Here is a 25,714-nt window from a genome sequence, read left to right as displayed (position 1 = left end):
GTCCGGGCGTCCGGCGCCGGGCGGCCGACGTTCACCGGGCGTTCAACTCGGTGTGTGGCTGTGGTGGCCTCGGACCGGCAGGGTGGCCGGCGATGGACATCAGCGCAGCCGGGGCGACACCGGACCTGTCCGTGGTCGTCCCCATGTACAACGAGCAGGACGTCGTCGCGGTGTTCGTCGAGCGGCTCCGGCCGGTGCTCGACCGCACCGACGCCACCTACGAGGTGGTCGCCGTCGACGACGGCAGCCGCGACGCCACGGCCCGGCTGCTGCTCGACCACGCCCGGTCCTGGCCCCAGCTCCGGCTGGTCCGGCTGCGCCGCAACAGCGGCCACCAGGCCGCGCTCACCGCCGGGCTGCACCGGGCCCGGGGCCGCTGGGTGGTCAGCATCGACGCCGACCTCCAGGACCCGCCCGAGGTCATCCCCGAGATGCTGGCCGCCGCCCGCGACCGGGGCGTCGACGTCGTGTACGGGGTGCGCGCCGACCGCAGCACCGACACGCCGTTCAAGCGCGGCACCGCCGGCCTGTACTACCGGCTGATGCGGCGCATCGTCGGCGCGGACCTGCCCGCGCAGGCGGGCGACTTCCGGCTGGTCAGCCGCGACGTGGTGGAGGTGCTGCGCCGGCTGCCCGAGCGCACTCCGGTCTACCGGCTGCTGGTGCCCTCGCTCGGCTTCGCCGCCGCCGAGGTGCGCTACTCCCGCGCGGCGCGGGCCGCCGGGGAGACGAAGTACCCGCTGCGCCGGATGATCGCGCTGGCCTGGGACAGCACGGCGAACTTCACCGCCGCCCCGTTGCGGCTGGCCACCTGGCTCGGCGTGGTCAGCTTCGCGGCCTGCCTGGTGCTTGCCGTCCTCGGCCTGGTCGCCTACGCCGACGGCGCGACCATCCCGGGCTGGACCTCGCTGTTCGTGGCGGTGCTGCTGTTCAGCGCCGTCCAGTTGATCTGCCTCGGGCTGCTCGGCGAGTACGTCGGCCGCATCTACCGCACCGTGCAGGACCGACCCACCCACCTGGTCGGCTTCGATTCCGCCGAAGCCCTCTTCGACGCCGCCGGGGAACCCTTCCGCACCGGCGGGGTGCCCGCCGGCCCGGCGTCCGACGCGCCGGCCGTGGCGGTGGCGGCTGGCCGGGCCGGTGACTGAACCGGCGGTGCTGACGCAGGACCCGCCGCCGGCGTCGGACGCGCCCGCCCCACGCGACGCGCCTGCCGGTCGGGGCGGCCCGGCGGCCCGCCGGGTCGTGGCGGCCCTCGCCTGGTCGGCGGTCCTCGGCGCGCTGGTCGCCGGCTGGTGGTGGACGGACACCCCGGGCGGCGACGTCGCCCGGTACGTCGCCTATTGGGCGCTCGCCCTGGTGCTGCCGGGCACGCTCGTGCACCGAGCGCTGCGGGGCAGCCGGGGCAACCTGCCGGAGGATCTGGGCTACGGTGCCGCCGTCGGCCTGCTGCTGGAACTCGCCGCCTGGGCGCTCGCCGCGGCCACCGGCGCCCAGCCGGCGCTGCGCTGGTGGCCGGTGCCGGTGCTGACGCTGTTCGTCGCGGTGCCCCGGCTGCGCCGGCACTGGCGGATCGCCAGCCCCCGGCCGCTGCCGCTGCGCTGGACGCTCGCGGTCGCCGGGGTGCTGGTCCTCGTCGTGGCCTGGGCGGCCGTGGGCTGGCGGGCGAACCCGCTGCCGCCGGTGGACCACGTCTACTACCAGGACCTGCTCTACCACCTGGGGCTGGTGCACGAGCTGACCCGGACGATGCCCTTCGAGCTGCCGCAACTGGCCGGGGAACCGCTGCGCTACCACTACCTGGTCGACGCGCACCTGGCCAGCGCCAGCATGATCACCGGTACGGAACCGGCGACGGTCCTGCTCCGGCTGTGGCTGGTGCCGGTCGCCGCGACGGCGGTCGTCGTCACCGCCGGGCTGGCCCGGGACCTCATCGGGCGCTGGTGGGCCGGGCCGGTCGCCGCTGCGACCGCGTACCTCGGGGTGTCGCTCTCCCTCGGCTCCGCCGCGACGGCCAGCGGCACCCTCCCGCTGTCCGTGGAGAGCCCCTCGCAGACGTACCTGCTGCCCCTGCTCCTGCTGCTCACCGGCCTCTGTGCGGACGTGGTGCGCGGCCGGCGGCCCGGGTGGGGCTGGGCGCTGGTGCCGGCGGCGGGCCTGGCCGTCGCCGGGGCCAAGTCCAGCGGCCTGCCCCCGCTGATCGCCGGCGTGGCGCTGGCCGGGGTGGTCGTCGCCCGGCGGTCCCGCCGGGTGCCGTGGGCGGTCGTGACGCTGCTTGCGGTGCTGGTCGCGGCGATGGCCGTCGGATACCGGCTGTTCGCCGGGGGCGGCGCGGGGGTGCTCTCCCCGCAGGTGTTCGGGGTGCTGCGGTTCCTCGCGCCGTGGCGGGAGACCGTCGGCGCGGGCGGGGGCATCGCGGCGGGCGGCCTGCTGCCGCCGGGCCTCGCGGCGGCCGGCGTGTCCGGATGGCTCTTCGCGCTCGCCGTGCTGGGCTGGTGGTCGGCGCTCCAGGCGCCCCGGTTCGTCGGCGTGCTGCTCCTGGCCCGCCGGGGCACCCGGGGTGACCCGGCGGCGTGGCTGCTGGCCGGGGCGCTGCTGGCCGGGGCGGGCGGTGCCTGGTCCTTCTTCCACCCGTCGGTCAGCCAGCTCTACTTCTTCCTGGCGGTGGTCCCGCTCGGGGCGCTGCTGACCGCGTGGCTGCTGGCCGAGGCGCGCCCGTGGTGGCCGGTCGTGGCGGTCGCCGCGACCGTGGGCGCGGCGGCCCAGTGGCTGCTCGACCCGCCGGCCCCGCCCGAGCGGACCGGGCGGGCCTGGCTGTGGGCGATGGCCGTGCCGGCGGGCCGGGTGCTGGCGCTGGCCGGCGTAGCCGCGCTGCTCGCCGTCCTGCTCGTCGCGCTGCGCGCCCGACGCGCCCGGGGCCCGGCGTCGCCCGGGGGTCGGCTCCCGGCGGTCCCGCTGCTCCGAACGGCGGTGGCCGGGGTGGTCGCCGCGCTGTGCGGGGCGAGCGTGGCCGGCGGCCTGGAGTGGACCGCGCGCCGGATCGGGGACCCGCCCCGGGTGCTCACCGCCGCCGAACGTCCCTGGGCGCTCACCCGGGACGAGGCGCGGGCGGCCCTCTGGCTGGACGCCCACGCCGGCCCGGCGGACGTGGTGGCCACCAACGTGCACTGCCGGCCGGTGCGGACCGTCGCGCACTGCGACGCGCGGGCCTTCTGGGTGAGCGGGCTGGGCGGCCGGCGCACGCTCGTGGAGAGCTGGGGCTACACCGACGAGGCCCTGGCCGGGCACGCCCGGGACGGCTTCTCCTACCCCCGGCAGCCCGCCCCCGACCCGGAGCTGTTCGCCCGCAACGAGCGGCTGTTCACCGCGCCGACCGCCGGGGAGCTGGACCGGGCGCGCCGCGAGGACGGCGTGCGGTGGCTGCTCGCCGACCCGGCCGCCGGCCCGGTGTCGCCGGAGCTGGCCCGGCTCGCCGAACCGGCGTTCGTCGCCGGCCCGGTGACCGTCTACCGGCTGCGCTGACCAACCCCTTACCGGTATAAACCGCACGAAAACTCACATCCTGGGTCCGATCTCCAGAAGATGAGGGCAGCTCCTGTCCTTTTCCTGGAGGTTTGACGTGAAAATACCTCGTTGGGCCCTGGCCGCGATCTCCGGCGCGGCCCTGGCCCTGCTTCCCGCCGTGGCGGCCCAGGCCGCCCCGACCGACGCCGACGGCACGCGGCTCGTCGCCGACCGGTCCGCCGCCGGGGGCCTCTGGGGCCCGGGGCCGGGCCGCCAGGGCTCGGAACCCCTGGACACCGGTCTCCTCGGCCCGGGTCTGGGGGGCGGCGGCGGACCCCAGGGCCCCGGCGACGTCGCACCCACCGGTCCCGCCCAGCCGCAGCCGCCCGTGGGCGACAGCCTGTGCCGCCCCGGCGTCCCGCCGAACGCGCCACCGACCACCCAGTTCTACGACGGCAACCCGCTGCTCGGACCCGCCACGCTGCCCACCGCGTCGCCGGTCGGTCCGCTGCTCGCCGGCTACCAGCGCTTCGGTGGCCTCACCGAGTCGCAGTTCCTCCGGCAGTACGGCAACGCCACCCAGACCGCGTACGTCTTCCCGCCCGCGAGCGGCTTCGTCCTCGGCCCGGACGGGGTGCCGATCAAGGCGAAGCAGACCCTGCTGCCCGGCTACCGGCTCGACCGCTTCGGCTTCCCGGGCGGCGCGTTCCTCGCCCCGCTCGGCACCCCGTTCAGCGCCCGTTCGCTGCCGCCGTCGAACCTGAACACGCCGGCGAACGCGCCGCTGGCCAACTACCACGTCTACTGCGTGGTCAAGCCGTTCCCGGTGGACTCCGGGCCGATCGCCCCGTGGTTCGCCCAGCCCGGGCTGGGCACCCAGTTCCAGCTCAACCCGGCGTACCTGCCGCAGGCCGGGGGTGACCTGAGCGTCACCTGGCTGCTCGCGCACGGTTTCCTGGTGGAGGAGAACCTGGAGGCGGCACCGTGCGCCGCCCCGCTCCGGCGCGGCGGCGTCCCGGCCGTCTGCTGACGATGAATCGGATGAACGGAGGTCGGGTGTGGACCGGCACCACGTACGCGCCGCGCTGCTGGCGGCCGGGTTGTCCCCGGACGCCTTCGAGATCGAGGGCGTGCACGAGCACGTGCCGGTCCCGCCCGACTTCTGGTTCCTGCGCCGCTCGCCCGACGGACGCTGGGAGATCGGCCTGTACGAACGCGGGACGCACGACGTCCGCCAGGCGTACGACTCCGAGCAGGCGGCCGCCGCCGGCCTCTACACGGCGCTGACGGGTCGGCCCGCGCCGTACTGATCTCCGGTTGCCGGGCGTTCCTACTGTGGATCCAGCCCGCCCGGACGTCACCGGCGGCACCCGTCGAGGAGTGGCCATGCCCGGTCGAGTCCTGCTCCGCCCCGCCCCCGTCGTCCCCGTCGCCCTCGGCCTGGCCGTCGTGCTCGCCGCCGCCGGCTGCGCGTCCACCGCCACGGGTTCCGGGGGATCCACCGCGAAGACGACCGTGACGGAAGCACCCGGCGAGGCGCGGGCCTCGGCCGTCACCGCCGGTGGCACCGGTACGGGCACGGGCACCGGCACCGGCACCGGCGACGGAGGCAGCGGCACGACCGGCGGCGGCTCGACCGGCGGCGGGTCCACGGGCGGCGGCTCGACAGGCGGCGGGTCGACGGGCGGCAGCAGCGGCGGCGGATCCGGCACGAAGTCCAGCGGCCCCACCATCGGATACTTCCGGGTCGCCCAGAAGCCGACCTGCCCGGCCGGGACCAACGTCAACCCGATCGCCGGCACCCCGGTCGTCCTGGAGTGGAAGACCGGCAACGTCGACTCGGTCGCCCTCTCGGTCGACGGCCCCGGCGTGTACGGCGACAACTACCCGCCGGCCGGCAGCGAGACGGTCAACTTCCCCTGCTCCGGCGGCGAGGGCGACGTCCAGGAGCACACCTACACGCTGACCGTCCGCAACGCGCACGGCAAGCAGGCGAAGACCCTCGTGGTGACCGCGAAGGTGCACGACATCCCGCGCGTCTGACCAGCGACGTCACCGCCGGCCCGCCCCGGCGCGAGGGGCGGGCTGGCTCGGGCGGCGGTCCCGGCGTACGGGAGAATGGGGCACGTGACGACGATCCCGAACGTGCTCGCCCACCGGTACGCCTCGCCCGAACTGGTCGCCCTCTGGTCGCCGGAGGAGAAGGTACGGATGGAGCGGCGGCTCTGGCTCGCCGTGCTCCGCGCCCAGCGCGACCTCGGCGTGGCCGTCCCCGACGGCGTGGTCGAGGCGTACGAGCGGGTGCTCGACGACGTCGACCTGGCCTCGATCGCCGAGCGCGAGCGGGTCACGCGGCACGACGTGAAGGCCCGCATCGAGGAGTTCAGCGCGCTCGCCGGGCACGAGCACGTGCACAAGGGGATGACCTCCCGGGACCTCACCGAGAACGTCGAGCAGCTCCAGGTCCGCGCGTCGCTGGAGCTGATCCGGGACCGGGTGGTGGCCGCCCTCGCCCGGCTCGCCCGGCTCGCCAACGAGCACTCCGGGCTGGTCATGACCGGCCGGTCGCACAACGTCGCCGCGCAGGCCACCACGCTGGGCAAGCGCTTCGCGTCGGCCGCCGAGGAGCTGCTGATCGCGTACGAGCGGCTGGAGGACCTGATCGCCCGCTATCCGCTGCGGGGGATCAAGGGCCCGGTCGGCACCGCCGCCGACCAGCTCGACCTCTTCGACGGCGACGCCGACAAGGTGGCCGAGTTGGAGCACCGGGTCGCCGAGCACCTCGGCTTCGCCCGGGTGCTGGACAGCGTCGGCCAGGTCTACCCCCGCTCGCTCGACTTCGACGTGCTCGCCGCGCTGGCCCAGGTCGCCGCCGCGCCGTCGTCGCTGGCCACCACGATCCGGCTGATGGTCGGGCAGGAGCTGGCCACCGAGGGGTTCAAGCCCGGCCAGGTGGGCTCCAGCGCGATGCCGCACAAGATGAACACCCGGTCCAGCGAGCGGGTGAACGGCTTCGCGGTGATCATCCGGGGTTACCTGTCGATGGTCGGCGAGCTGGCCGGCGACCAGTGGAACGAGGGCGACGTCTCCTGCTCCGTGGTGCGCCGGGTCGCCCTGCCCGACGCGTTCTTCGCCGCCGACGGGCTGTTCCAGACGTTCCTCACCGTGCTGGACGAGTTCGGGGCGTACCCGGCGGTGGTCAACCGGGAGCTGGAGCGCTTCCTGCCCTTCCTGGCCACGACGAAGATCCTGGTCGCGGCGGTGCGCCGGGGCGTCGGCCGGGAGGCGGCGCACGAGGCGATCAAGGAGCACGCGGTCGGCGTGGCGCTGGCCATGCGGGAGCGGGGCGCCACCGAGAACGACCTGTTCGACCGCCTCGCCGCCGACCCGCGCCTGGGCCTGTCCCGCGCCGACATCGACGCGCTGATCGCCGACCGCACCGCCTTCGTGGGCACCGCCGGCGCCCAGGTCGACCGGGTGACCACCCGCATCGCGAAGATCGCCCTCACCCACCCCGGGGCGGCCACCTACACCCCACCCCCCATCCTCTGACCCCTCACGGGTTGCGGGTGGGGGTTTCGGCGGCCGAGGAGAGGTTGGGGGCGCTGGCCGGTTCGGCGATGCCGCCCGGGGCCTCGGCGATCGCCGGGTCGTGGGCCGTGTCGGCGGCGATCGTCGGCTGGTCCGGGGGCATGACGTCCGGGGTCTTGGCGGCCACGATGACGGCGGTGCCGTACGCGCAGATCTCCATCCACATCTCGCCGCAGTCCCGGCTGTCGAAGCGCATGCCGATCACGGCGTTCGCGCCGAGGCGGCGGGCCTCCTCGCCGAGGCGGGCCACCGAGTCCGTACGCCAGCGGGTCAGGTTGTCCGGCGCCATGGGGTCGTACGCGCCGCCGCGGAGGTTCTTCACCCCCTCGCGGTACGGGTTGCGCGTCCTGGCCATCGAGGACACCACTTCGCCGAGGATCTGGCGGATCTCGTAGCCGGGCAGTTGATCCGTCGTCACGACCAGCACGTTCTGATGCTGTCGCACGGGCGGGCGACGGTTCGTCGACCGTGGCCGACTGATCGGATGCTGCAAAAGGGGTCGGCGCGGACGGTCGGCGCTCGGCCGACCATCCGCGCCGAGGCGGGCGCTAACCGTCAGACACCGGCCACGGAGGTGATCCAGGCCCGGTTGTACGCGACACTGCCGTAGTTCTGGATGCTCACGCCGTCGGCGGTGGAGGCGACGCCCACCTGCTGGCCGTTGTAGAACTGCGGGCCGCCCGAGTCGCCCCGCCACGCGTTGCCGTTGATCTCGGTGCTCCGGATCGCCTGGCCGCCGTACGCGTCGGTGACGTTCGTGCTGGTCACCCGCACGCTGGCGGTCTTGAGCTGGCTGGACGCGCCGCAGCCGCTGTAGCAGGTCATGCCCCAGCCGTAGATGGTGTTGGTGGAGTTGACCGGCGGGTTGCTGCTGGCCAGCGAGACGGTGGAGGTGCTGACCGCGCTGGAGAGCCGCAGCAGCGCCAGGTCGTAGCGGGTGTACGAGGCGCTCACGGTGCGGAGGAGACGGTGCCGCCGCCGATGATGGGCTGGGGGCCGGCCGGTGCGGCGGTGGCGCCGCTGGTGACGCCGAGGACGCCGGCCAGGGCGGCGCCGGCCACGGCGAGCAGGGAACGGATACGCATGGGGACGTACTCCTTGCCTAGGACCCGGGGTCGCCGGGTCGGTCGTGCCGGCGGGCGCGGGGGTCACCCGCCAGGACTTCCATTGACCCGTATCGATGGATACTGGGGGCGGCCGATTCCGGCGGCAAGGATGTGATCGAGGCTAGCCGATGTAACAATTTGGCGACCCCTGGCGTGGTGAACCGCCTGCTCCGGGACGTTTCGCGTGGGATCGGACATGGTGCGGCCCTGCGTCCCGGTGGTTATGTTGATCACTGCCTGAACCGCGCCCGGCCGGTGCGGCTGAGGCGGTATCTGCCAGGTAGGCTGGCTGCGCTCGCCCGTTGTGGGTCGGCACCCAACTGCGTACACAGTCAGGAGTGCCCAGTGCCTCGCGTCGTCGTCGACGTCATGCTCAAGCCCGAGATCCTCGATCCTCAGGGCCAGGCCGTCGCAAACGCGCTGCCCCGGCTCGGCGTCAGCGACGTCGCCTCTGTCCGGATCGGCAGGCGGATCGAGATCGACTTCACCGGTGAACCGGACCTTGACCGGGCCCGGGAGATCGCCGACAAGCTGCTCGCCAACCCGGTCATCGAGGACTTCACCGTCCGCCTGGTCGAGACCGACGAGACCGCGGGCGCGCACCCGTGACCGCCCGGGTCGGTGTGGTCACCTTCCCCGGCTCGCTCGACGACGGGGACGCGGCCCGGGCCGTCCGGATCGCCGGCGCCGAGCCGGTCCGGCTCTGGCACGGTGACCCGGACCTGCGCGGGGTGGACGCCGTCGTCCTCCCCGGTGGCTTCTCGTACGGCGACTACCTGCGCTGCGGGGCCATCGCCCGGTTCGCGCCGGTGATGGAGACCCTGGTGGACGCCGCCCGGGGCGGCCTGCCGGTGCTCGGCATCTGCAACGGCTTCCAGATCCTCTGCGAGGCCCACCTGCTGCCCGGCGCGCTGACCCGCAACCAGCACCTGCACTTCCGCAACCGCGACCAGGTCCTGCGGGTCGAGGCGGTCGGCACGGCGTGGACCAACGCCTTCCAGTCCGGCCAGGAGATCCTGATCCCGGTCAAGAACGGCGAGGGCTGCTACGTCGCCGACGCCGCCACGCTGGACCAGTTGGAGGCCGAGGGCAGGGTCGTCGCCCGCTACGTCGGCGGCAATCCCAACGGGTCGCAGCGCGACATCGCCGCCATCACCAACCCCGCCGGCAACGTGGTCGGCATCATGCCGCACCCCGAGCACGCCGTGGAGGCCCTCACCGGCCCCTCCCTGGACGGCCTCGGCTTCTTCACCTCGGTGCTCAAGCACCTGGTGGGGGCGCCGGCGTGACCGTGCGCGGCACCAACGGTCGGCTCCACCGCCCCTGCGGCGGCGAGCGCAGCGAGGAGAGGTCATGACCACCCATCCGGACCCGGCGGTACGGGAGACCCCGGGCGGCCAGCCGGCCGTCCCGGCGGAGCCCTTCGCGGCCACCGTGGCGCCGCAGGCCGGCCCGGTCGACCCGGCCGCCCGTCCCGGCGAGCCGGTCCACCCCGAGTCGTCCCGGCCCGTCCCGGCCGCCGACTGGGCGCACGGCCTGGACACCGTGCCGCGCGCCGCCGAGACCCCCGAGGAGCTCCAGCCGTACGCCGAGCTGGGCCTCCGCGACGACGAGTACGACCGGATCCGGCAGATCCTCGGCCGGCGGCCCACCCAGGCCGAGCTGGCCATGTACTCGATCATGTGGAGCGAGCACTGCTCCTACAAGTCGAGCAAGGTGCACCTGCGCCAGTTCGGCGAGAAGGCCCCGCCGAGCGACCGGCTGCTGGCCGGCATCGGCGAGAACGCCGGTGTGGTCCAGGTCTCCGACGAGCTGGCCGTGACCTTCAAGGTCGAGTCGCACAACCACCCGAGCTTCGTCGAGCCGTACCAGGGCGCGGCGACCGGCGTCGGCGGCATCGTCCGGGACATCCTCGCCATGGGCGCCCGCCCGGTCGCCGTCATGGACCCGCTGCGCTTCGGCGCGGCCGAGCACCCCGACACCGCCCGGGTGCTGCCCGGCGTGGTGGCCGGCGTCGGCGGCTACGGCAACTGCCTCGGCCTGCCCAACATCGGCGGCGAGGTCGTCTTCGACCCCTGCTACCAGGGCAACCCGCTGGTCAACGCGCTCTGCCTGGGTGTGCTGCGGGTCGACCGGCTGCAGAAGAAGGAGGCCACCGGCCCCGGCAACGTCGTGGTGCTGATGGGCGCCCGCACGGGCCGCGACGGCATCGGCGGCGTGTCGGTGCTGGCCAGCGCCACCTTCGACGAGGGCAGCGAGCAGCGCCGCCCGTCCGTGCAGGTCGGCGACCCGTTCATGGAGAAGCTGCTGATCGAGGCGTGCCTGGAGCTGTACGACGCCGAGCTGGTCGTCGGCATCCAGGACCTCGGCGGCGCGGGCCTGACCTGCGCGCTCACCGAGACGGCGGCGTCCGCCGGCACCGGCATGCGGGTCTGGCTGGAGCGGGTCCCGCTGCGCGAGGCGTCGATGGAGCCGCAGGAGATCCTGGCCAGCGAGTCCCAGGAGCGGATGCTGCTGGTCGTCGCCCCGGACAAGCTGGAGGCGGTGCTCAAGACCGCCGAGAAGTGGGGCGTCTGGGCCACCGCGATCGGCGAGGTCACCGCGCCGTCGCCGGACGGCCGGCCCGGCCGCCTGGTGATCACCTGGCGCGACCAGCTCGTCGTGGACGTCCCGCCGGGTTCGCTGGTCGACGACGGTCCGGTCTACGCCCGCCCGATGCGCGAGCCGGCCGACCTGATCCTGCTCCAGGCCGACCGCGCCGAGACGCTGCCCCGGCCGTCGACGCCGGAGGCCCTGCGCGAGACCGTGCTGCGCATGATCGCGTCGCCGAACCTCGCCGACAAGACCTGGGTCACCGAGCAGTACGACCGGTACGTGCTGGGCAACACCGTGCTCGCCCAGCCGGAGGACTCCGGTGTGATCCGCATCGACGAGCGCACCGGCCTGGGTGTCGCCCTGTCGCTGGACGGCAACGGCCGGTACGCCCGCCTCGACCCGTACCACGGCACCAAGCTGGCGCTGGCCGAGGCGTACCGGAACGTGGCCGTGACCGGCGCGAAGCCGATCGCCGTGACCAACTGCCTCAACTTCGGCTCGCCCGAGGACCCGGGCGTGATGTGGCAGTTCGCCGAGGCCGTGCGCGGCCTGGCGGACGGCTGCCTGGAGCTGGGCATCCCGGTGACCGGCGGCAACGTCAGCTTCTACAACCAGACCGGCGCGGCGGCGATCCACCCCACCCCGGTGGTGGGCGTGCTCGGCGTGCTGGACGACGTGGCCAGCCGGGTGCCGATGGGCTTCGTCCCCCGCACCGCCGGCGACCACGACCAGCTCTTCCTGCTCGGCGAGACGCACGTGGAGCTCTCCGGTTCCGAGTGGGCCTGGGTGACCCACGAGCACCTCGGCGGCATCCCGCCGCAGGTCGACCTGGGCCGCGAGCGGCAGTTGGCCGACCTGCTGGCCGAGGCGGCCCGCGTCGGGCACCTCAGCTCCGCGCACGACCTCTCCGACGGTGGTCTCGCGCAGAGCCTGGTCGAGTCCTGTCTGCGGCGCGGGGTGGGCGCGGTGATCGCGGTGCCGGAGCAGTTCTCCGGCGGCTCGATGCCGTTCGTCTTCCTGTTCAGCGAGTCGGCCGGGCGGGTCCTGGTCTCGGTGCCGCGTGGCCACGAGAAGGCGTTCACCGCCCTCTGCGCCGAGCGCGGGGTGCCGTGGGAGTTCATCGGGGTCACCGACCCGGCGAGCGGCGCGCTGGAGGTGCGCGACCAGTTCCGGATCGGCCTGGACGAGCTGTCGGCCGCGCACAGCGCCACGCTGCCCCGCCTCTTCGGCGGGGCGGAGCCGGCCGTCCCGGTCGTACGGGCCACCGCTGCGGTGCCGCCCGCCGCCGAGGCACCGGCCCCGCCGGTGACGGCGACGCCGACGCCGACGGAGCCCGCCGTGGCGGCACCGCCCGCCCCGGTGGCGACACCGGCACCGCCCGCCGTGGCGACGCCGGCCGCCGACGTGGCATCGTCGCCCGTCCCGCAGGCTGCCGGGGCACCGGCCGCGCCGGCCGCGCAGGCCGCCCCGGCCGACGCGGAGACGGACCCCGCGCCCGGCGGGCCGGCTGCCGCCACCGCGGCTGCCCCGGTCGCCGACGCGGCGCAGCCGGCCGACGACGGGTCGCCGCAGGCCTGGCCTGAGCCGCAGCGGGCCGACGGCGCTGAGCCGACCGACGGCCCCGGCTTCGTCGCGCCCGATCAGCGCTGAGGTGTGACCGCGACGGTCCACGCCCAGCCCGGCTCGGGTGCCCGGTTCGACTGGGGGCTGGCCGGCGCGGCGGAACTCGGCCGGGTCTGCGCCGTCCTGGTGGTGGTGGACGTCCTCTCGTTCACCACCGCCGTGGAGGTGGCGGTCGCCCGGGGCATGCGGGTGCATCCGTTCCCCTGGGGCGAGCAGGCCGCCGAGTACGCCCGCCGGGTCGGCGCGGTCGCCGCCGTGGGCCGCCGGCAGGCGACCCCGGAACAGCCGTGGTCGCTCTCCCCGGCGGGCCTGCGCACCGCGCCGGCCGTCGCCGACCTGGTGCTGCCCTCGCCGAACGGCTCGGCGATCAGCGCCGCCGCCAGCGCCACGGGCCTGCCGGTGGTCGCGGCATGCCTGCGTAACGCCCGCGCCGTCGGGCGCTGGCTGACCGACCAGGGGTACGGCTCGATCGACGCCCCGGTCGGCGTGGTGGCCTCCGGGGAACGCTGGCCGGACGGTTCCCTGCGCCCGTGCGTGGAGGACCAGCTCGGGGCGGCATGCGTGCTCGATGCGCTCTCCGGTGTCCCCGGCGGGCTGTCGGTGGAGGCGGCGATGGCGCTGGCCGCGCTCGCCGCGACGCCGGACGTCCCGGCTGCCGTGCGCGGCTGCGTCTCCGGCCGGGAACTCGTCGAGGGCGGCTTCGGCGGGGACGTGGAGGTGGCCGTCCAGGTCGGCGTCTCGGGCGTGGTGCCTGTGTTGCGGCGGGGCGTCTTCTCCGCCGCCCGGCTCTGAGCGGAGCCGACCCGGCTCTGGGCGGAGCCGCCTTCCGGTCCTGAGCGGAGCCGACCCGGCTCACGCGTCGCCACGAGGAGGGCGGCTGCCCCGTCCCGGGGTAGCCGCCCTCCTTTCGTCGCGTCGTGCGGGCCGTCGGCCCGCGTCGGTCAGTCGTCCAGCCAGTCCAGCCGACGGCCGCCCCGGTCCTGCTGCTGCGGCGGGCCGTCGGGCCGGGCCCGGCCCGGCTGCTGGTTCTGGTCGCCGTAGTAGCCGCCGGGCTGCTGCTGGTCGTAGCCACCGGGTTGCTCGTAGCCACGGTCGTCGTAGCCGCCACGCTGGTGTGGGGGCTCCTGACCGTAGCCGCCCTGTTGGCCGTACCCGCCCTGCTGGCCGTAGCCCTCGGAGCCGTATCCGCCACGCTGGTCGTAGCCGCCCTGCTGCTGGCCGGCGTCGTAACCGCCGCCCTGCTGGCTGTGCTGGCCGTAACCGCCGCCGCCGTAGCCGCCGGTGGGCTCGGCCGCGCCGTAGCCGCCGGTGGGCTCGCCGCCACCCCGGCCGCCGTACTGCGGGGGCTCCGGCTGGCCGTAGCCGCCGTGGCCCTGCTCCGGCTGGTAGGTGCTGGTCGGGTACGGGTCCGCCGCGGGCGGCGGGTAGGAGGAACCGGTGTCCCCGGTGTACCGCCCGGTCGGCTCGTCGTAGCGCTCGCCGCCGTAGCCGCCACCGCCTTGGCCGGGGTACCCGCCGGCCGGCGCGGGCGCGCCGTAGTCGCGGTTGCCGTAGCCGCCACCGGAGGAGGTCGGCGCCTCGGCACCGTACCCGCCGCCGGCGTTGCCGTAGCCGCCACCCGAGGCGGGCGCGCTGCCGTAGCCGCCACCGGAGGCCGGGGCGGAACCGTAGCCGCCGCCGGAGGCCGGCGCGCTGCCGTACCCGCCCGAAGCGGAGGCGCTGCCGTAGCCGCTGCCGGAGGCCGGGGCAGTGCCGTAGCCGCCGCCCGAGGCGGGCGCCTCGGCGCCGTACCCGCCGCCAGCGTTGCCGTAGCCGCTGCCGGAGGCCGGGGCAGTGCCGTAGCCGCCGCCCGAGGCGGGCGCGTCGGCACCATAGCCGCCACCGGGGTTGCCGTAGCCGCCGCCGGAGGCCGGCGCGGCGCCGTACCCGCCGGCCGCGCCGTAGCCGCCGGTCTGGGGCTCGTCGCCGTACCCGCCGCCGCCCCAGCCGCCCTGCTGCTGGCCGCCCGCGCCGTACGGGGCCGGCGGAGCGCCGTAGGGGTCCGGCGGGACGTCGTCGACGACCGGCCGGTGCATCATCGTCGGGGCGTCGCTGAGCGAGGTGCCGCCGACCATCGTCGGGTCGGGCCCGGCGCCGACCCGGTTCACCACCCGGGTCTGGTCGTCCGTCCCGCCGTACGCCCCCCGGGCGGCCGGGACCGCGCCGGCCGCGGCGGCGCCCTTCGGGGCGTCGTCGACGTCGTCGCCGTTCTCCCGGCGCTTCATCCAGAGCAGCACGATGGTGCCGACGCCGACCGCCACGAACAGGCCGCCGAGCAGGATGAGCAGCCACGACATGCCGCTGTCCTCCTCGGTCGAGGCGGCGTTGTTCGCGGCGCCGGGGGCGGCCTCCGTCGGCTCCTCGACGGCGTCGTCGGTGGCCTCGTCGGAGGGCAGCGGCTCCTCGCTGGCCGACGGGCTGGGGCTCGGGCTCACCTCGACCTTGATCGCGAGGCTGAGCCGCTGCCCGCTGATGCTCTGCCCGGCGCTGGCGGTGAAGGACTTCGTGACGCGGACCTCGCCCTGGATCGCGCCGATGCTGAGCCGCCCGGGAACGATGGGCTTGTCGGTGCTGCCGGTGAAGCGGAAGTTGCCGCTGCCGTCGCTGGTGGTCTCGAACTTCGCCCCGGTGCTGTCCTGGAGCATCACGACGGCGTTCGGCACCGCCTCGCCGTTGGCCGCCGCGACCACCTTGCCGGAGACCGACTTGACGGTCTGCGTCTGGGCGGGGGTGGTCGGCGCGGCCTTGCCCTTGACGTTGAGCTGGAAGCTGCCGGTGGTGGAGTCCGACTTGTCGGGTTGGACCTGGACCGTCACGTTGATCCCGCCGGCGTCCGGCGCGCTGTCGCTGGCCTTGATCGTCAGGAGCTGAGTTCTCGGGGCCTGGCCGTTGAAGCTGATCTGGCCGCAGCCGCCCGTGCAGCTCACGCCGGCCGGCAGCCCGGTGAGGCTGATCTGGGCGCTCGCGTCGTCGTCGCTGGGCGTCACCTTGACGCTCACGGTGGCGTCGCTGCCCGCGTTCAGGTTGATCGAGCCGGGCGTGACCGTGACCCCGGCGGCCAAGGCCGGTGTGGCGGGGACGGTGAGCAGGGCGCCGATTGCCAGCGCCACGACCACACCCGCCCGCTGCTGCCAGGCACGTCGGTGTGTTGACACGTCCACCGCCTTCCGGTCTGACTTCCCTCCGCCGGCGGGGCGCCGGGCCGGGGATCATCACGGTACGAATACGCCGTCGGCAACTATGCCTTGTCTGACCGGATCGGCGCGACCCAGGGCCAGCGTCGAAAGCGCCGGAGCCGGGTCGTATCGTCCCGTCGTGTCCTCTCCGCACATTAAGTCCGCAGCGGTCGCCGAGGCGCTCGCCGCGCTCGACGAGGGTCGCACCCCCGAACGGCTGGTGTTCCGGGAGGCGGTCCGGGCCCTGTTGACCGCCCTCGCGGAGCGTGCCCCCGGCCGATCGGTGGAGGTGCGTGTCCCACCTTACGGTGCAGTTCAGTGCATTCCCGGTCCCCGACACACCCGGGGGACCCCGCCGAACGTCGTCGAGCTGGATCCGACCACCTGGCTGGAGCTGGCGACGGGCCGGCGGAGCTGGGCGGACGCGGTCACCGAGGGTCGCGTGCGGGTCAGCGGGGTCCGCGCCGACCTCTCCGCGCACCTTCCGCTCCACCTGGGCGAATAGTCCGGGCGGGCAGTCACGGAAAGGAGCCGAATCGTGACTTACTGTATTGACACCGATTCGCGTACACTGTCAGGCGACGACAGTGGTCCCGGCCGGGCAACGCGGACCAGCGCATCCGTCCGGCCCGGCCAGTCCCGACCAGCATGAGGGAGCGGCAGGTGCCCCGAGGCGACGGCCGGCTGAGCCACGATCTCGATCCCCAACGACCCGGCCCCCAGGACGCCTGCGGCGTCTTCGGCGTCTGGGCGCCCGGGGAAGAGGTCGCCAACCTCACCTACTTCGGGCTCTACGCCCTCCAGCACCGTGGCCAGGAGGCCGCCGGGATCGCCGTCAGCGACGGCTCCGGTGTGGTGGTCTACAAGGACCTCGGCCTGGTGGCCCAGGTCTTCGACGAGCCGACCCTGGCGAGCCTGCGCGGGCACCTCGCGATCGGGCACGCGCGCTACTCGACGACGGGCGGCTCGACCTGGGAGAACGCCCAGCCGACCATCCGGTCCACCAGCGCGGGCACCACCATCGCGCTGGCGCACAACGGCAACCTGGTCAACACCGCCGAGTTGCAGCGTGAGGTGGCCGAGCGGGGCCTGGCCGCAGACGGCTCGACCAACGACACCTCGCTGGTCACGATGCTGCTGGCCAGCCGTCCGGATCTCTCGGTCGAGGCCGCCGCGCTGGAGGTGCTGCCCCAGCTGCGCGGGGCGTTCAGCTTCGTCTTCATGGACGAGTCGACGCTCTACGCGGCCCGCGACCCGCACGGCGTGCGCCCGCTGGTCCTCGGCCGGCTGGAGCGCGGCTGGGTGGTGGCGAGCGAGACCGCCGCGCTCGACATCGTGGGCGCGAGCGTCGTCCGCGAGGTGGAGCCGGGCGAGTTGATCGCCATCGACGAGAACGGCCTGCGCTCGGCCCGGTTCGCCGCGCCCGAGCCGAAGGGCTGCCTCTTCGAGTACGTCTACATCGCCCGCCCGGACGCCACCATCGCCGGGCGCAACGTGCACGCCGCCCGGGTGCAGATCGGCCGCCAGCTCGCCAAGGAGCACCCGGTCGAGGCCGACCTGGTCATCCCGGTGCCGGAGTCCGGCACCCCGGCCGCCATCGGCTACGCCGAGGAGTCCGGCATCACCTACGGCGCCGGCCTGATGAAGAACCCCTACGTCGGCCGGACGTTCATCCAGCCGTCGCAGACCCTGCGCCAGCTCGGCATCCGGCTGAAGCTCAACCCGCTGCGGGAGAACGTGCGGGGCAAGCGGCTGGTGGTGGTCGACGACTCGATCGTGCGCGGCAACACCCAGCGGGCGATCGTGCGGATGCTGCGCGAGGCGGGCGCGCTGGAGGTCCACGTGCGGATCTCCTCCCCGCCGGTCAACTGGCCGTGTTTCTACGGCATCGACTTCGCCACCCGGGCCGAGCTGTTGGCCAACGGACTGGACAACGAGGGCATCCGGCGGTCCATCGGCGCCGACACGCTGGGCTATGTTTCGCTTCCCGGCCTCATCGCCGCGACCGAGCAGCCGAAGACCCGGCTCTGCCGGGCCTGCTTCGACGGGGAATACCCGATCGAGCTGCCGGCCGGGAACCTGATCGGCAAGCACGTGCTCGAAGGGGTGGGACGCCGGGTCGCCGATGCCCCGGACGCCCCCGGGCACGCCGTCCCACCGCTCGTCGCCACTTCGGGCGGCGCGACCGTACACCGCCAGTAGCACCGCCCGACGCGGGCCGACCGGCCAACCGCCGGAGCCCGCGAGAACCGCAAAAGGGGAGAACCGTGACGCACGTTTCCGAGCGCAGCGGCACAGGAAGCAGCCCGACCGGCGCTGGCGGCGACCGCCAGCCCTGGACGGCCGGCAACGGCCGCCCGGCGCGCAAACGCTCGGTCTCGTACGCGGACGCCGGCGTCTCGATCGAGGCGGGCGACCGCGCGGTCGAGCTGCTCAAGTCCAAGGTCAAGCAGACCCGTCGCCCGGAGGTCATGGGCGACCTGGGCGGCTTCGCCGGCCTGTTCCGGCTGGACACGAAGAAATACAAGAACCCGATCCTGGCGTCCTCCACGGACGGGGTGGGCACCAAGCTGGTGATCGCGCAGCAGCTCGACATCCACGACACGATCGGCATCGACCTGGTCGCCATGGTCGTCGACGACCTGGTGGCCTGCGGGGCCGAGCCGCTGTTCCTGCTCGACTACATCGCCTGCGGCGAGGTCGTCCCCGACAAGGTGGCCGAGATCGGCGCGGGCATCGCCGACGGCTGCCGCTACGCGGGCTGCGCGCTGCTCGGCGGCGAGACGGCCGAGCACCCCGGCGTGCTGCGCCCGGACGAGTACGACGTCTCCGCCACGGGCGTCGGCGTGGTGGAGGAGAGCGAGATCCTCAACCCGGAGCGGGTGGAGACCGGTGACGTGGTCATCGCGATGCGCTCGTCGGGCCTGCACTCCAACGGCTACTCGCTGGTGCGGCACGTGCTGCTGGGCGCGGGCCGGATGCGCCTGGACGTCGTGATCGAGGACTTCGGCCGGCAGCGCACCCTCGGCGAGGAGCTGCTCACCCCGACCAAGATCTACGCCCAGGACTGCCTCAAGCTGATCGCCGAGGCCGAGGTGCGGTCGATCGCGCACGTCACCGGTGGCGGCATCCCGGGCAACCTGGTGCGCATCCTGCCGGAGAACGTCGACGCGGTGGTCAACCGCTCCACGTGGAAGCCGCAGCCCATCTTCGACCTGATCCAGTCCAAGGGCCGGATCGAGGACCACGAGATGGAGTCGACGTTCAACATGGGCGTCGGCATGTTCGCGATCGTCTCCGCCGAGGACGCCGACCGGGCGCTGGCCACGCTGACCGGGCGGGGCGTGGACGCCTGGCAGGCCGGCGAGATCATCGAGGGCACGGGCAAGGTGCAGATGGTCGGCCAGCACACTCGGGGTTAACATCGAGGTTCATTGATTTGCTCGGCGTCTGGTCGGGGGTTCACCCGAGCGGCCGTCGCCGCCTAGCCTGAGGGGCACCCTTCGGGTCGGGAAGGAGGGCGATGGCTGCTCGGGGACGGCCGTTGAGCGGGATGCGGGGAATCTCCCCGGTCCCGTCGTACGTCGTGATGCAGCCGACGACCCTGTGCAACCTCGACTGCGCATACTGCTACCTCCCGATGCGGGCGGCCGACCGGCGGATGCCGGTCCCGGTCGCCGAGGCGGTGGCGGCCTCGGTGAACCGCTGGGCAGAGGCCGACCGCTTCTCGGTGGTGTGGCACGGCGGGGAGCCCCTGGCCGCCGGCCGGGAGCACCTGGCCGCGCTGATCGCCCCGTTCGGCCCGGAGGTCGAACACCACGTGCAGACCAACGCGACCCTCATCGACGACGCCTGGTGCGAGTTCCTCGCCGCGCACCGGGTGCGGGTCAGCGTGAGCGTGGACGGGCCACGCGGGCGCAACGGCGACCGGGTCACCCGGGCCGGCCGGCCGGCGTACGACCGGATCATGCGCGGGGTGGCGGCGCTGCGCCGGCACGGGCTGCCCTTCTCGGCCCTGGCCGTCGTCAACGACCCGGATCCGGGCCGGGCCGCCGAGCTGTACGACTACTTCCTCGGCCTGGGCTGCGAGGTGCTGGGCGTCAACATCGAGGAGACGGAGGGGGTCAACACCCGGAGCAACGCCCACGAGGCGGCCCGGGTGCGCGCGTTCTGGGCGGAGCTGGTGGCCGCCTGGCGGCGGGACCCCCGCATCCACCTGCGCGAGGTGGAGTGGTCGCTGCGGTACGCGGCGGCGGTCCTCGACGGCAGCGTCGACGGGCTGTTGCCCCGGCGGCTGGACCCGATCCCCACGGTCGGCCACGACGGCTCCGTGGTCGTGCTCTCCCCGGAGCTGGCCGGCTTCTCCGACCCCCGCTACGGCGACTTCAGCAGCGGCAACGTGCTGACGACCCCGCTGGCCGAGATCGTGGCCGGCGCGGAGCGGACGACCGGCTGGGTGGGTGAGTTCCTGGCCGGCGTGGAGGCGTGCCGGGCGTCCTGCCCGTACTTCGGGTTCTGCGGGGGCGGGCACGCCGCCAACCGTTACTTCGAGCTGGGGCGTTTCAACGGTACGGAGACCGAGCACTGCCGTAACAGCAAGATCCGCTTACTGGAGGGAGTGTTGGACCATGCCCGAGAACACCGGACACCGGCGGTCTGAGCGCGTCGGAGGGGCCACGGAGGGCCCGGTCGTCGACCGGGTGCGGGATGCCGCCGACGGGCTCGCCGCGCTGCTCCAGGAGGCGGAGGACGCGCGCCGGCTGCGGTCGGAGGCGACGGGTGGAGAGGGCGCGGGCGCAGTGTGCGCCTGGAACCACTTCGAGAACATCCCGACGTTCTACAACTGGAACAACCGGCCCCGCTGAGGACACGGCTCCGAGATCAAGGACCTGCCGATCGCCCGGAACGGGGTCCGGTGGACAGATCCTTGATCATCGGTTGGTACGCCGGCCCCGGGACGGGCACAAACGCAAGCACGCGGACTGCCGCGTGCTCAGCTGCTCCCGGGGGTCAACGGGTCGGACGGACCCAGGGGTCCGGGTCCTCGTCCGCGTGATCCTCGTCGTCGTCGACATACTCTTTGTAGTCGTCGTCGAAGTCGTGGTTCGACTTACCAGCACCCGCCAGTTCGCGCTGCAAGGCGGTGAGGTCGGTGTTCGGGGAGTGGTACTTCAACTCCCGGGCCACCTTCGTCTGCTTGGCCTTAGCACGGCCGCGCCCCATGGCTCGACCCCCTCGCACAGAATTCGGGGCAGCCCGAAGGCGGGCCCCGATGACGTCAGGCATCTCTCGTGGCTCTTACGGTACATGGGGATGCCGCCCTTCGGCACCTCGGGTTACCGCAGGCCGGCTCTGCGCGTCGCAGTCATCCGGCCGTCACCGATTGTACTGAGGTAAGGGGTCGCTGCCGAATCACTCGTGACATCGGGCAGTTGGGCAGTAATCACCCCGATTTCCAGCTTAACGCCGCCCGCCCCCGGGCCCGGCCCGGTCGCCCGACCCGGGGTCGGGCACGCCCCGGGCCGGACTGTGACCTTCGCCGCAGCTAGCAGGGCCGGCACTCAGCTAGCAGGGCCGACACTCAGCTCGCGGGGCCGCGTTCAGCGCCCGCCGCAGGGCCGGGCTCAGCGCCGCGCGGTGGCCGTCACCTCAGGTGGATCGTCCGCAGCCGGCCGACCTCCGCCATCCGGCGCTCGGCGAGCCGGTCCGCCGCCACCGCCGGGGGCACCCCCTCGTCGTCGGCGAGCCGCAGGATCTGCCGGGTCGTGTCGTAGATGCGGGTGGCCCGGAGCCGGGCCCGCTCGAAGTTGAAGCCCTCGATCTCGTCGGCCACCTGGATCACCCCGCCGGCGTTCACCACGTAGTCGGGGGCGTAGAGAACGCCCCGGTCGGCGAGCAGCTTCTCGATGCCCGGGTGGGCGAGCTGGTTGTTCGCCGCCCCGGCGACCACCTTCGCCCGCAGCGCCGGCACCGTGTCGTCGTCGAGGGCGCCGCCCAGCGCGCACGGGGCGTACACGTCGATGTCGGCGGCGACGAGCGCGGCGGCGTCGTCGACCAGCTCGACCTGCGGGTGGTTGGCGCGCACCCACTCGCGCGCCCGGGGGTCGACGTCGGTCGCCACCACCTCGGCGTGGTCGTCGAGCAGGTGCCGGGTCAGGTGCTTGCCGACCTTGCCCAGCCCGGCCACGCCGACCCGCCTGCCGTTGAGGGTGGGCGCGCCCCAGACGTGCTCGGCGGCGGCCCGCATGCCCTGGAAGACGCCCCAGGCGGTCAGCACCGAGGAGTCGCCCGCGCCGCCGTGCTCGACGCTGCGGCCGGTGACGAAGCGGGTCTCCCGGGCGATCACGTCCATGTCCGCCACGTACGTGCCGACGTCGCAGGCGGTGTAGTAGCGGCCGTTGAGCGACTCGACGAAGCGGCCGTACGCGCGCAGCAGCGGCTCGCTCTTGAGCTGGTCCGGGTCGCCCCAGATGACCGCCTTGCCGCCGCCCAGGTCCAGCCCGGCGAGCGCGTTCTTGTACGCCATGCCGCGCGACAGGTCGAGCACGTCGGCCAGCGCGGCCTCTTCGCTCGCGTACGGGTAGAAGCGGGTGCCGCCGAGCGCGGGGCCCAGCGCGGTGGAGTAGATGCCGATGATCGCGCGGAGGCCGGTCTGTGTGTCCTGGCAGAACACGACCTGCTCGTGGCCGGTGGAGGACGGGTCGTCGAGGCTGGTGAAAACGCCCATGGCTGACTCCTGTGCGGTGTGCGTCCTTGTGGGACGTGGACCTGGTGGCGCGTCCGGCGGGATGGTGCCGGTGCTGCCGAGCCTAGTACCGGCCGACGCCGTACCGTCGTGCGCAGCGTGCCCGTCCAGGGGCGTCCGGGCGGGCAGCGCGCCTGATCGGGGGGCGCTGCGGGCGTCCGGGTTCCGTCTCGTGGGAGGATCGCGCCGTGCCGTCGCTCTTCGCTTCGTACCTGCGGGTGTACGAGCCGCTGACCGCCTTCGACCGTGATCGCCAGTCCTTCTGGCGGCGCTACGTGCAACAGGGGCGGGCGGTGGCCCCGTCGGAGGGGCCCCTGCGGCAGCGCACGGCGGTCATCGAGGCGCTCGGCGCGGGCTGGACCCGCCTGCCCGACCTGCCCGAGGAGGCGTACGTCCTGGAGGTCGACGACGCCCTGCTGGTCTGCCCGTGGAACCTGCGGATCCGGGTGGCCGAGGCGGCGCTGAGCGCCCGCGACGGCGTGCCGTCGGTGCTGGCCGACGCGTTCGTCCCGCCGATCCTGGCCGGGCAGGCCAGGGCGGTCGTGGAGGACTGGCGCAGCGGGGCCCGGGTGCTGGAGCACGGCGTGCCGAGGGTGCACGAGCAGATCGCCACGTGGGGCGTGCCGCTGCGCTGGTTCGTCCTGTTCGACTTCGAGGAGCGGGACCTGGTGACCCGGCCCGGGCGGCGGGCGCTGCGCTACCGCACCGAGATCTCCAAGGCCCGCCGCCGGTCGTCGCGGGCGCTGTCGGTGCTCCGCAAGACCGTCGGCGAGGCGCCCATCACGGAGGCGGTCGAGGAGGCCGCGCGGTGGCTGGAGGAGTTCCACCCGCGCTCGGTGGTGGAGCTGGACTACGGCGGCCTGGTCCAGCTGCTCTCCGACGAGACCCTCGCCGAGGACGACTCCCCGGCGCTCGTCGCGGGCGGTCTCGCCGGGCTGGCCAAGGGTGAGGCCGACGAGGCGTCGGCGGCGTACGACCGGCTCGTCGCGCGGTGGCGTGCGGTCCAGTTGCTCGAACGGTGCAACTAGCCGCTGACCTGGGTAAAGAACGCCGCAAGGGGGCGCAAACCCCTCATGGAAGCGCTCCCAAGGTGAGATGCTCTCGTAGTTGGAGCATCACGACCAGTGATTATGAGTCCAAATAAGGTGGGTTCTGGCGTGTATTAGTCGTATAAATCGGGCATGGTTCATCCGTCCGTCTAGGGACCTTCGGCCGTTCGGCCCATGTCGGACATCGGGGACTAGCCGGACCATGGGAGACGCGTCGGCCGGCGGGACCCCGGCCGATGTCTATACCTGTGGAGGAGTGACCGATATGGCATCGCGAACGCACGAACCGGAGCCGCTGCTCACACCGGCCGAGGTGGCGTCGATGTTCCGTGTCGACCCGAAGACGGTGACCCGGTGGGCCAAGGCTGGCAAGCTCAGCGCCATCCGCACCCTGGGCGGCCACCGCCGTTACCGCGAGTCGGAGGTTCGCGCCCTGCTGCAGGGGCAGATCCCCCAGCAACGCCAAGGCGACTGAGCCAGTTCCTTCAGACGTACGGATCAGGGGTGGCAGAGCGATTCTGCCGCCCCTGATCCGTGTCCGGCCCCCTCACCGGGGCCCCTCGTCTCCCGGCACGGCCCCCTCGGTGAGGACCACCCGGATGCCCACCGTGCCGCCCTCCCCCCGGCGCAGCCGGCTGCCCAGCAGGCTGAGGCGGCCCACCAGCCGGTACTTCTGCTTCAGCAACTCGCGGATCCGGCGGGTCTGCGCCGGGTCGCAGATGGCCGCCCGGCCGGGCACCGCCGCACCGTGCGGGCGGCCCCGCACGTCGCACGGGGCGACCGTCACCTCGCCGCTGCGCCGGATCCGCTTCACCTTGCCCGAGTCGGCGACGGTCCACGCGGCGAGCGCGTCACCGTCACGGACCACCCACACCGGAGTGGGCACCGCCCGCCCGTCCTTGCGGAACGTGGTCAACAGCACGTACTTCTCGGCGCCCAGCCGGTCCAAGGTGGTCACGCCGCCAGGATACGGCCGAGCGACCCGGGGACAGCGGGGATAGCGTGAATCTTGTGACCGGGGAACCCAGGATCGGCGACGTCTTCGGCGAGCTGCTGCGCGACGCGCTCGCCGTGCAACGCGGAGTCGGCGCCCGGCCGCTGGCCGGAGGGCGACTGCCCCGACCGGTCATCGAGGTCATCGAGCGGGACGACGGCCTGATCAACGGGGCCCCCGCCGCTCACTACCTGGCCGGGCCCGAGGACTGGCAGCCGTACGACCACCGGGCCGTGGACCGGGTGCGCGGCGAGACGCTGGACGTCGGCGTCGGCGCCGGCCGGATCGCGCTGCTGCTCCAGGAGCGCGGCGTGCCCGTGACCGGGCTGGACACCTCGCTCGGCGCGCTGAAGGTGTGCCGGCGGCGCGGCGTACGCGACCTGGTGCACGGCACGGTCGACGAGCACGTCGCCGACGGCCGGCGGTACGACACGTTCCTGCTGCTCGGCAACAACCTCGGACTGATCGAGGGGCGGGACCGGGCGCCGGCGTTCCTCGCCGCGTTGGCCGCGCTCGCCCGGCCCGGAGCGCAGGTCATCGCCCACGGCACCGACCCGTACGGCACCAGCGACCCCGTGCACACCGGCTACCACGAGCGCAACCGCCGGCGGGGCCGGCTCGGCGGCCAGCTACGGCTGCGGCTGCGTTACCGCGAGCTGGGCACCGAGTGGTTCGACTACCTGGTCTGCTCCGTCGCCGAGCTGGCCGACCTCGTGCGCGGCACCCCGTGGCGGCTGGCCGACGTGGACGACCGGGACGCCCCGTACTACCTGGCGACGCTGACGCTCACGGGCTGAGCTGTTTGCAGGGGCCCCCTGTGCAACAGAATGCGTTAACAAGGGGCCCCTCCTTGCACGTCAGACCTGGACGGTCGGGGGGAGCTGCTCCGGCGGGAGGCCGCCGTCGCCGTCGACGACCTCGTCGGGGGTGCCGTCCTCGTCGAGGTCGACCATCGTGATGTCCACCTTGCCGTCGCCGTCCGTGTCGAACTGGAACAGGTCGGCCCGGCCGTCACCGTCGGTGTCGACCACCCAGACGTCGGTCTTCCCGTCGTTGTTGGTGTCCGCGCGGAGCAGGTCGACCCGCTCGTCGCCCCGGGTCTCCACGGTCTCGTTGGTCTCCACACTCTCCGGTGCCTGGCTCATGTCGGGTCCTTCCCTCGGTTGACGGCCGTCCTTACCCGGATCGACGCGCCCCCACGCATCCGCCGGGTGGCGGTGCTGCATAGGGTCGCACCCATGAGCCAGTGCAGCGAGCGCCCCGGCACGGCGGAGACCCCGCGCGCCGGGCGG

At 73.9% G+C, this 25,714-nt stretch carries 23 protein-coding genes and 2 pseudogenes; 18 read left to right on the top strand and 7 right to left on the bottom strand.

Annotated elements, in window-relative coordinates:
• Nucleotides 1–92 precede the first annotated feature (92 nt).
• The 6 genes from HDA31_RS29040 to purB all read left to right on the top strand — a co-directional run bounded on the left by HDA31_RS29040 (nt 93) and on the right by purB (nt 7,056).
• On the top strand, nt 93–1,148 hold the full coding sequence (locus HDA31_RS29040; protein ID WP_246384254.1) for a glycosyltransferase family 2 protein: 1,056 nt from the start codon (nt 93–95) through the stop codon (nt 1,146–1,148).
• On the top strand, nt 1,141–3,522 hold the full coding sequence (locus HDA31_RS29035) for a hypothetical protein (RefSeq protein WP_178062824.1): 2,382 nt from the start codon (nt 1,141–1,143) through the stop codon (nt 3,520–3,522). The genes HDA31_RS29040 and HDA31_RS29035 overlap by 8 nt, the downstream gene beginning before the upstream one ends.
• Nucleotides 3,523–3,619: 97 nt before the next feature.
• The gene (locus HDA31_RS33250) at nt 3,620–4,534 is read left to right on the top strand and encodes a TNT domain-containing protein (RefSeq protein WP_178062825.1); all 915 of its coding nucleotides are present in this window, start codon (nt 3,620–3,622) and stop codon (nt 4,532–4,534) included.
• 28 nt (nt 4,535–4,562) lie between these two features.
• On the top strand, nt 4,563–4,814 hold the full coding sequence (locus HDA31_RS29025; protein ID WP_074475596.1) for a hypothetical protein: 252 nt from the start codon (nt 4,563–4,565) through the stop codon (nt 4,812–4,814).
• Nucleotides 4,815–4,890: 76 nt separating this feature from the next.
• A complete protein-coding gene (locus HDA31_RS29020; RefSeq protein ID WP_178062826.1) occupies nt 4,891–5,547 on the top strand; it encodes a hypothetical protein in 657 nt (218 codons plus the stop codon).
• 84 nt (nt 5,548–5,631) lie between these two features.
• Complete coding sequence (purB, locus tag HDA31_RS29015; RefSeq protein ID WP_178062827.1) at nt 5,632–7,056, top strand: adenylosuccinate lyase; 1,425 nt, start codon at nt 5,632–5,634, stop codon at nt 7,054–7,056.
• Nucleotides 7,057–7,060: 4 nt separating this feature from the next.
• On the opposite strand, the pseudogene HDA31_RS29010 reads toward purB, so the two are convergent.
• Together HDA31_RS29010 and HDA31_RS29005 are read right to left on the bottom strand one after the other, a co-directional pair.
• Nucleotides 7,061–7,626: pseudogene (locus tag HDA31_RS29010) on the bottom strand (YbjQ family protein).
• Between the two features lie 24 nt (nt 7,627–7,650).
• Nucleotides 7,651–8,180: pseudogene (locus HDA31_RS29005) on the bottom strand (trypsin-like serine protease).
• A 366-nt stretch (nt 8,181–8,546) separates the two neighbouring features.
• Here HDA31_RS29005 and purS point away from each other — a divergent pair.
• From purS to HDA31_RS28985, 4 genes are all read left to right on the top strand, one after another.
• On the top strand, nt 8,547–8,810 hold the full coding sequence (purS, locus tag HDA31_RS29000; protein ID WP_043961200.1) for a phosphoribosylformylglycinamidine synthase subunit PurS: 264 nt from the start codon (nt 8,547–8,549) through the stop codon (nt 8,808–8,810).
• The gene (purQ, locus tag HDA31_RS28995; RefSeq protein ID WP_074475592.1) at nt 8,807–9,490 is read left to right on the top strand and encodes a phosphoribosylformylglycinamidine synthase subunit PurQ; all 684 of its coding nucleotides are present in this window, start codon (nt 8,807–8,809) and stop codon (nt 9,488–9,490) included. The genes purS and purQ overlap by 4 nt, the downstream gene beginning before the upstream one ends.
• 64 nt (nt 9,491–9,554) lie before the next feature.
• Nucleotides 9,555–12,446, top strand: a complete 2,892-nt coding sequence (gene purL / locus HDA31_RS28990; RefSeq protein WP_178062828.1) for a phosphoribosylformylglycinamidine synthase subunit PurL — start codon at nt 9,555–9,557, stop codon at nt 12,444–12,446.
• Nucleotides 12,447–12,449: 3 nt separating this feature from the next.
• Nucleotides 12,450–13,211, top strand: coding sequence for a 2-phosphosulfolactate phosphatase (locus tag HDA31_RS28985; RefSeq protein ID WP_178062829.1), 762 nt, complete (start codon nt 12,450–12,452; stop codon nt 13,209–13,211).
• Between the two features lie 149 nt (nt 13,212–13,360).
• Here HDA31_RS28985 and HDA31_RS28980 read toward each other — a convergent pair whose 3' ends face one another.
• Nucleotides 13,361–15,613 carry a carboxypeptidase-like regulatory domain-containing protein gene (locus tag HDA31_RS28980; protein WP_178062830.1) on the bottom strand — a complete coding sequence of 751 codons (2,253 nt, stop codon included), beginning with the start codon at nt 15,611–15,613 and terminating at the stop codon, nt 13,361–13,363.
• A gap of 160 nt (nt 15,614–15,773) precedes the next feature.
• On the opposite strand from HDA31_RS28980, the gene HDA31_RS28975 reads away from it, so the two are divergent.
• The 5 genes from HDA31_RS28975 to amcA all read left to right on the top strand — a co-directional run bounded on the left by HDA31_RS28975 (nt 15,774) and on the right by amcA (nt 20,499).
• A complete protein-coding gene (locus HDA31_RS28975; protein WP_178062831.1) occupies nt 15,774–16,139 on the top strand; it encodes a sterol carrier family protein in 366 nt (121 codons plus the stop codon).
• Between the two features lie 158 nt (nt 16,140–16,297).
• Nucleotides 16,298–17,836, top strand: coding sequence for an amidophosphoribosyltransferase (purF, locus tag HDA31_RS28970; RefSeq protein WP_074475589.1), 1,539 nt, complete (start codon nt 16,298–16,300; stop codon nt 17,834–17,836).
• A 65-nt stretch (nt 17,837–17,901) separates the two neighbouring features.
• Nucleotides 17,902–19,056: a phosphoribosylformylglycinamidine cyclo-ligase gene (gene purM / locus HDA31_RS28965; protein WP_074475588.1), complete on the top strand. Its 1,155-nt coding sequence runs from the start codon at nt 17,902–17,904 to the stop codon at nt 19,054–19,056.
• Between the two features lie 131 nt (nt 19,057–19,187).
• Entirely contained in the window at nt 19,188–20,294 is a 1,107-nt protein-coding gene (gene amcB / locus HDA31_RS28960; RefSeq protein ID WP_311774391.1) for a cyclophane-forming radical SAM peptide maturase AmcB, read from the top strand.
• Complete coding sequence (gene amcA, locus HDA31_RS28955; protein WP_074475586.1) at nt 20,263–20,499, top strand: multiple cyclophane-containing RiPP AmcA; 237 nt, start codon at nt 20,263–20,265, stop codon at nt 20,497–20,499. The genes amcB and amcA overlap by 32 nt, the downstream gene beginning before the upstream one ends.
• Nucleotides 20,500–20,644: 145 nt before the next feature.
• Here the strand turns inward: amcA and HDA31_RS28950 are convergent, their stop codons facing one another.
• Both HDA31_RS28950 and HDA31_RS28945 read right to left on the bottom strand, forming a co-directional pair.
• Nucleotides 20,645–20,857, bottom strand: a complete 213-nt coding sequence (locus tag HDA31_RS28950; protein WP_074475585.1) for a DUF3073 domain-containing protein — start codon at nt 20,855–20,857, stop codon at nt 20,645–20,647.
• Nucleotides 20,858–21,278: 421 nt separating this feature from the next.
• Complete coding sequence (locus tag HDA31_RS28945; RefSeq protein ID WP_178062833.1) at nt 21,279–22,361, bottom strand: Glu/Leu/Phe/Val family dehydrogenase; 1,083 nt, start codon at nt 22,359–22,361, stop codon at nt 21,279–21,281.
• Between the two features lie 206 nt (nt 22,362–22,567).
• Here HDA31_RS28945 and HDA31_RS28940 point away from each other — a divergent pair, with 206 nt between their 5' ends.
• Both HDA31_RS28940 and HDA31_RS28935 read left to right on the top strand, forming a co-directional pair.
• Nucleotides 22,568–23,407: a DUF8083 family protein gene (locus HDA31_RS28940; RefSeq protein WP_178062834.1), complete on the top strand. Its 840-nt coding sequence runs from the start codon at nt 22,568–22,570 to the stop codon at nt 23,405–23,407.
• A 286-nt stretch (nt 23,408–23,693) separates the two neighbouring features.
• A complete protein-coding gene (locus HDA31_RS28935; RefSeq protein ID WP_007073996.1) occupies nt 23,694–23,903 on the top strand; it encodes a BldC family transcriptional regulator in 210 nt (69 codons plus the stop codon).
• A 72-nt stretch (nt 23,904–23,975) separates the two neighbouring features.
• Here the strand turns inward: HDA31_RS28935 and HDA31_RS28930 are convergent, their stop codons facing one another.
• Nucleotides 23,976–24,386: a PPOX class F420-dependent oxidoreductase gene (locus HDA31_RS28930; protein ID WP_074475582.1), complete on the bottom strand. Its 411-nt coding sequence runs from the start codon at nt 24,384–24,386 to the stop codon at nt 23,976–23,978.
• Nucleotides 24,387–24,439: 53 nt separating this feature from the next.
• Here HDA31_RS28930 and HDA31_RS28925 point away from each other — a divergent pair, with 53 nt between their 5' ends.
• Nucleotides 24,440–25,219, top strand: coding sequence for a class I SAM-dependent methyltransferase (locus HDA31_RS28925; protein WP_074475581.1), 780 nt, complete (start codon nt 24,440–24,442; stop codon nt 25,217–25,219).
• A gap of 60 nt (nt 25,220–25,279) precedes the next feature.
• Here HDA31_RS28925 and HDA31_RS28920 read toward each other — a convergent pair whose 3' ends face one another.
• A complete protein-coding gene (locus HDA31_RS28920; RefSeq protein WP_043961229.1) occupies nt 25,280–25,567 on the bottom strand; it encodes a hypothetical protein in 288 nt (95 codons plus the stop codon).
• Nucleotides 25,568–25,714 lie beyond the last annotated feature (147 nt).

The sequence above is a fragment of the Micromonospora carbonacea genome (assembly GCF_014205165.1).
Taxonomy (GTDB): Bacteria; Actinomycetota; Actinomycetes; order Mycobacteriales; family Micromonosporaceae; genus Micromonospora; species Micromonospora carbonacea.
This window is presented reverse-complemented; position numbering and strand designations above follow the sequence as displayed.

Excerpts from the sequence above, each read along its gene's own strand:
- amcA (WP_074475586.1), top strand. The coding sequence starts at position 20,263 with ATGCCCGAGAACACCGGACACCGGCGGTCTGAGCGCGTCGGAGGGGCC.
- HDA31_RS28935 (WP_007073996.1), top strand. The coding sequence starts at position 23,694 with ATGGCATCGCGAACGCACGAACCGGAGCCGCTGCTCACACCGGCCGAG.
- purL (WP_178062828.1), top strand. The coding sequence starts at position 9,555 with ATGACCACCCATCCGGACCCGGCGGTACGGGAGACCCCGGGCGGCCAG.
- HDA31_RS28950 (WP_074475585.1), bottom strand. The coding sequence starts at position 20,857 with ATGGGGCGCGGCCGTGCTAAGGCCAAGCAGACGAAGGTGGCCCGGGAG.
- HDA31_RS29020 (WP_178062826.1), top strand. The coding sequence starts at position 4,891 with ATGCCCGGTCGAGTCCTGCTCCGCCCCGCCCCCGTCGTCCCCGTCGCC.
- HDA31_RS28920 (WP_043961229.1), bottom strand. The coding sequence starts at position 25,567 with ATGAGCCAGGCACCGGAGAGTGTGGAGACCAACGAGACCGTGGAGACC.
- amcB (WP_311774391.1), top strand. The coding sequence starts at position 19,188 with ATGCGGGGAATCTCCCCGGTCCCGTCGTACGTCGTGATGCAGCCGACG.
- HDA31_RS28945 (WP_178062833.1), bottom strand. The coding sequence starts at position 22,361 with ATGGGCGTTTTCACCAGCCTCGACGACCCGTCCTCCACCGGCCACGAG.
- HDA31_RS29040 (WP_246384254.1), top strand. The coding sequence starts at position 93 with ATGGACATCAGCGCAGCCGGGGCGACACCGGACCTGTCCGTGGTCGTC.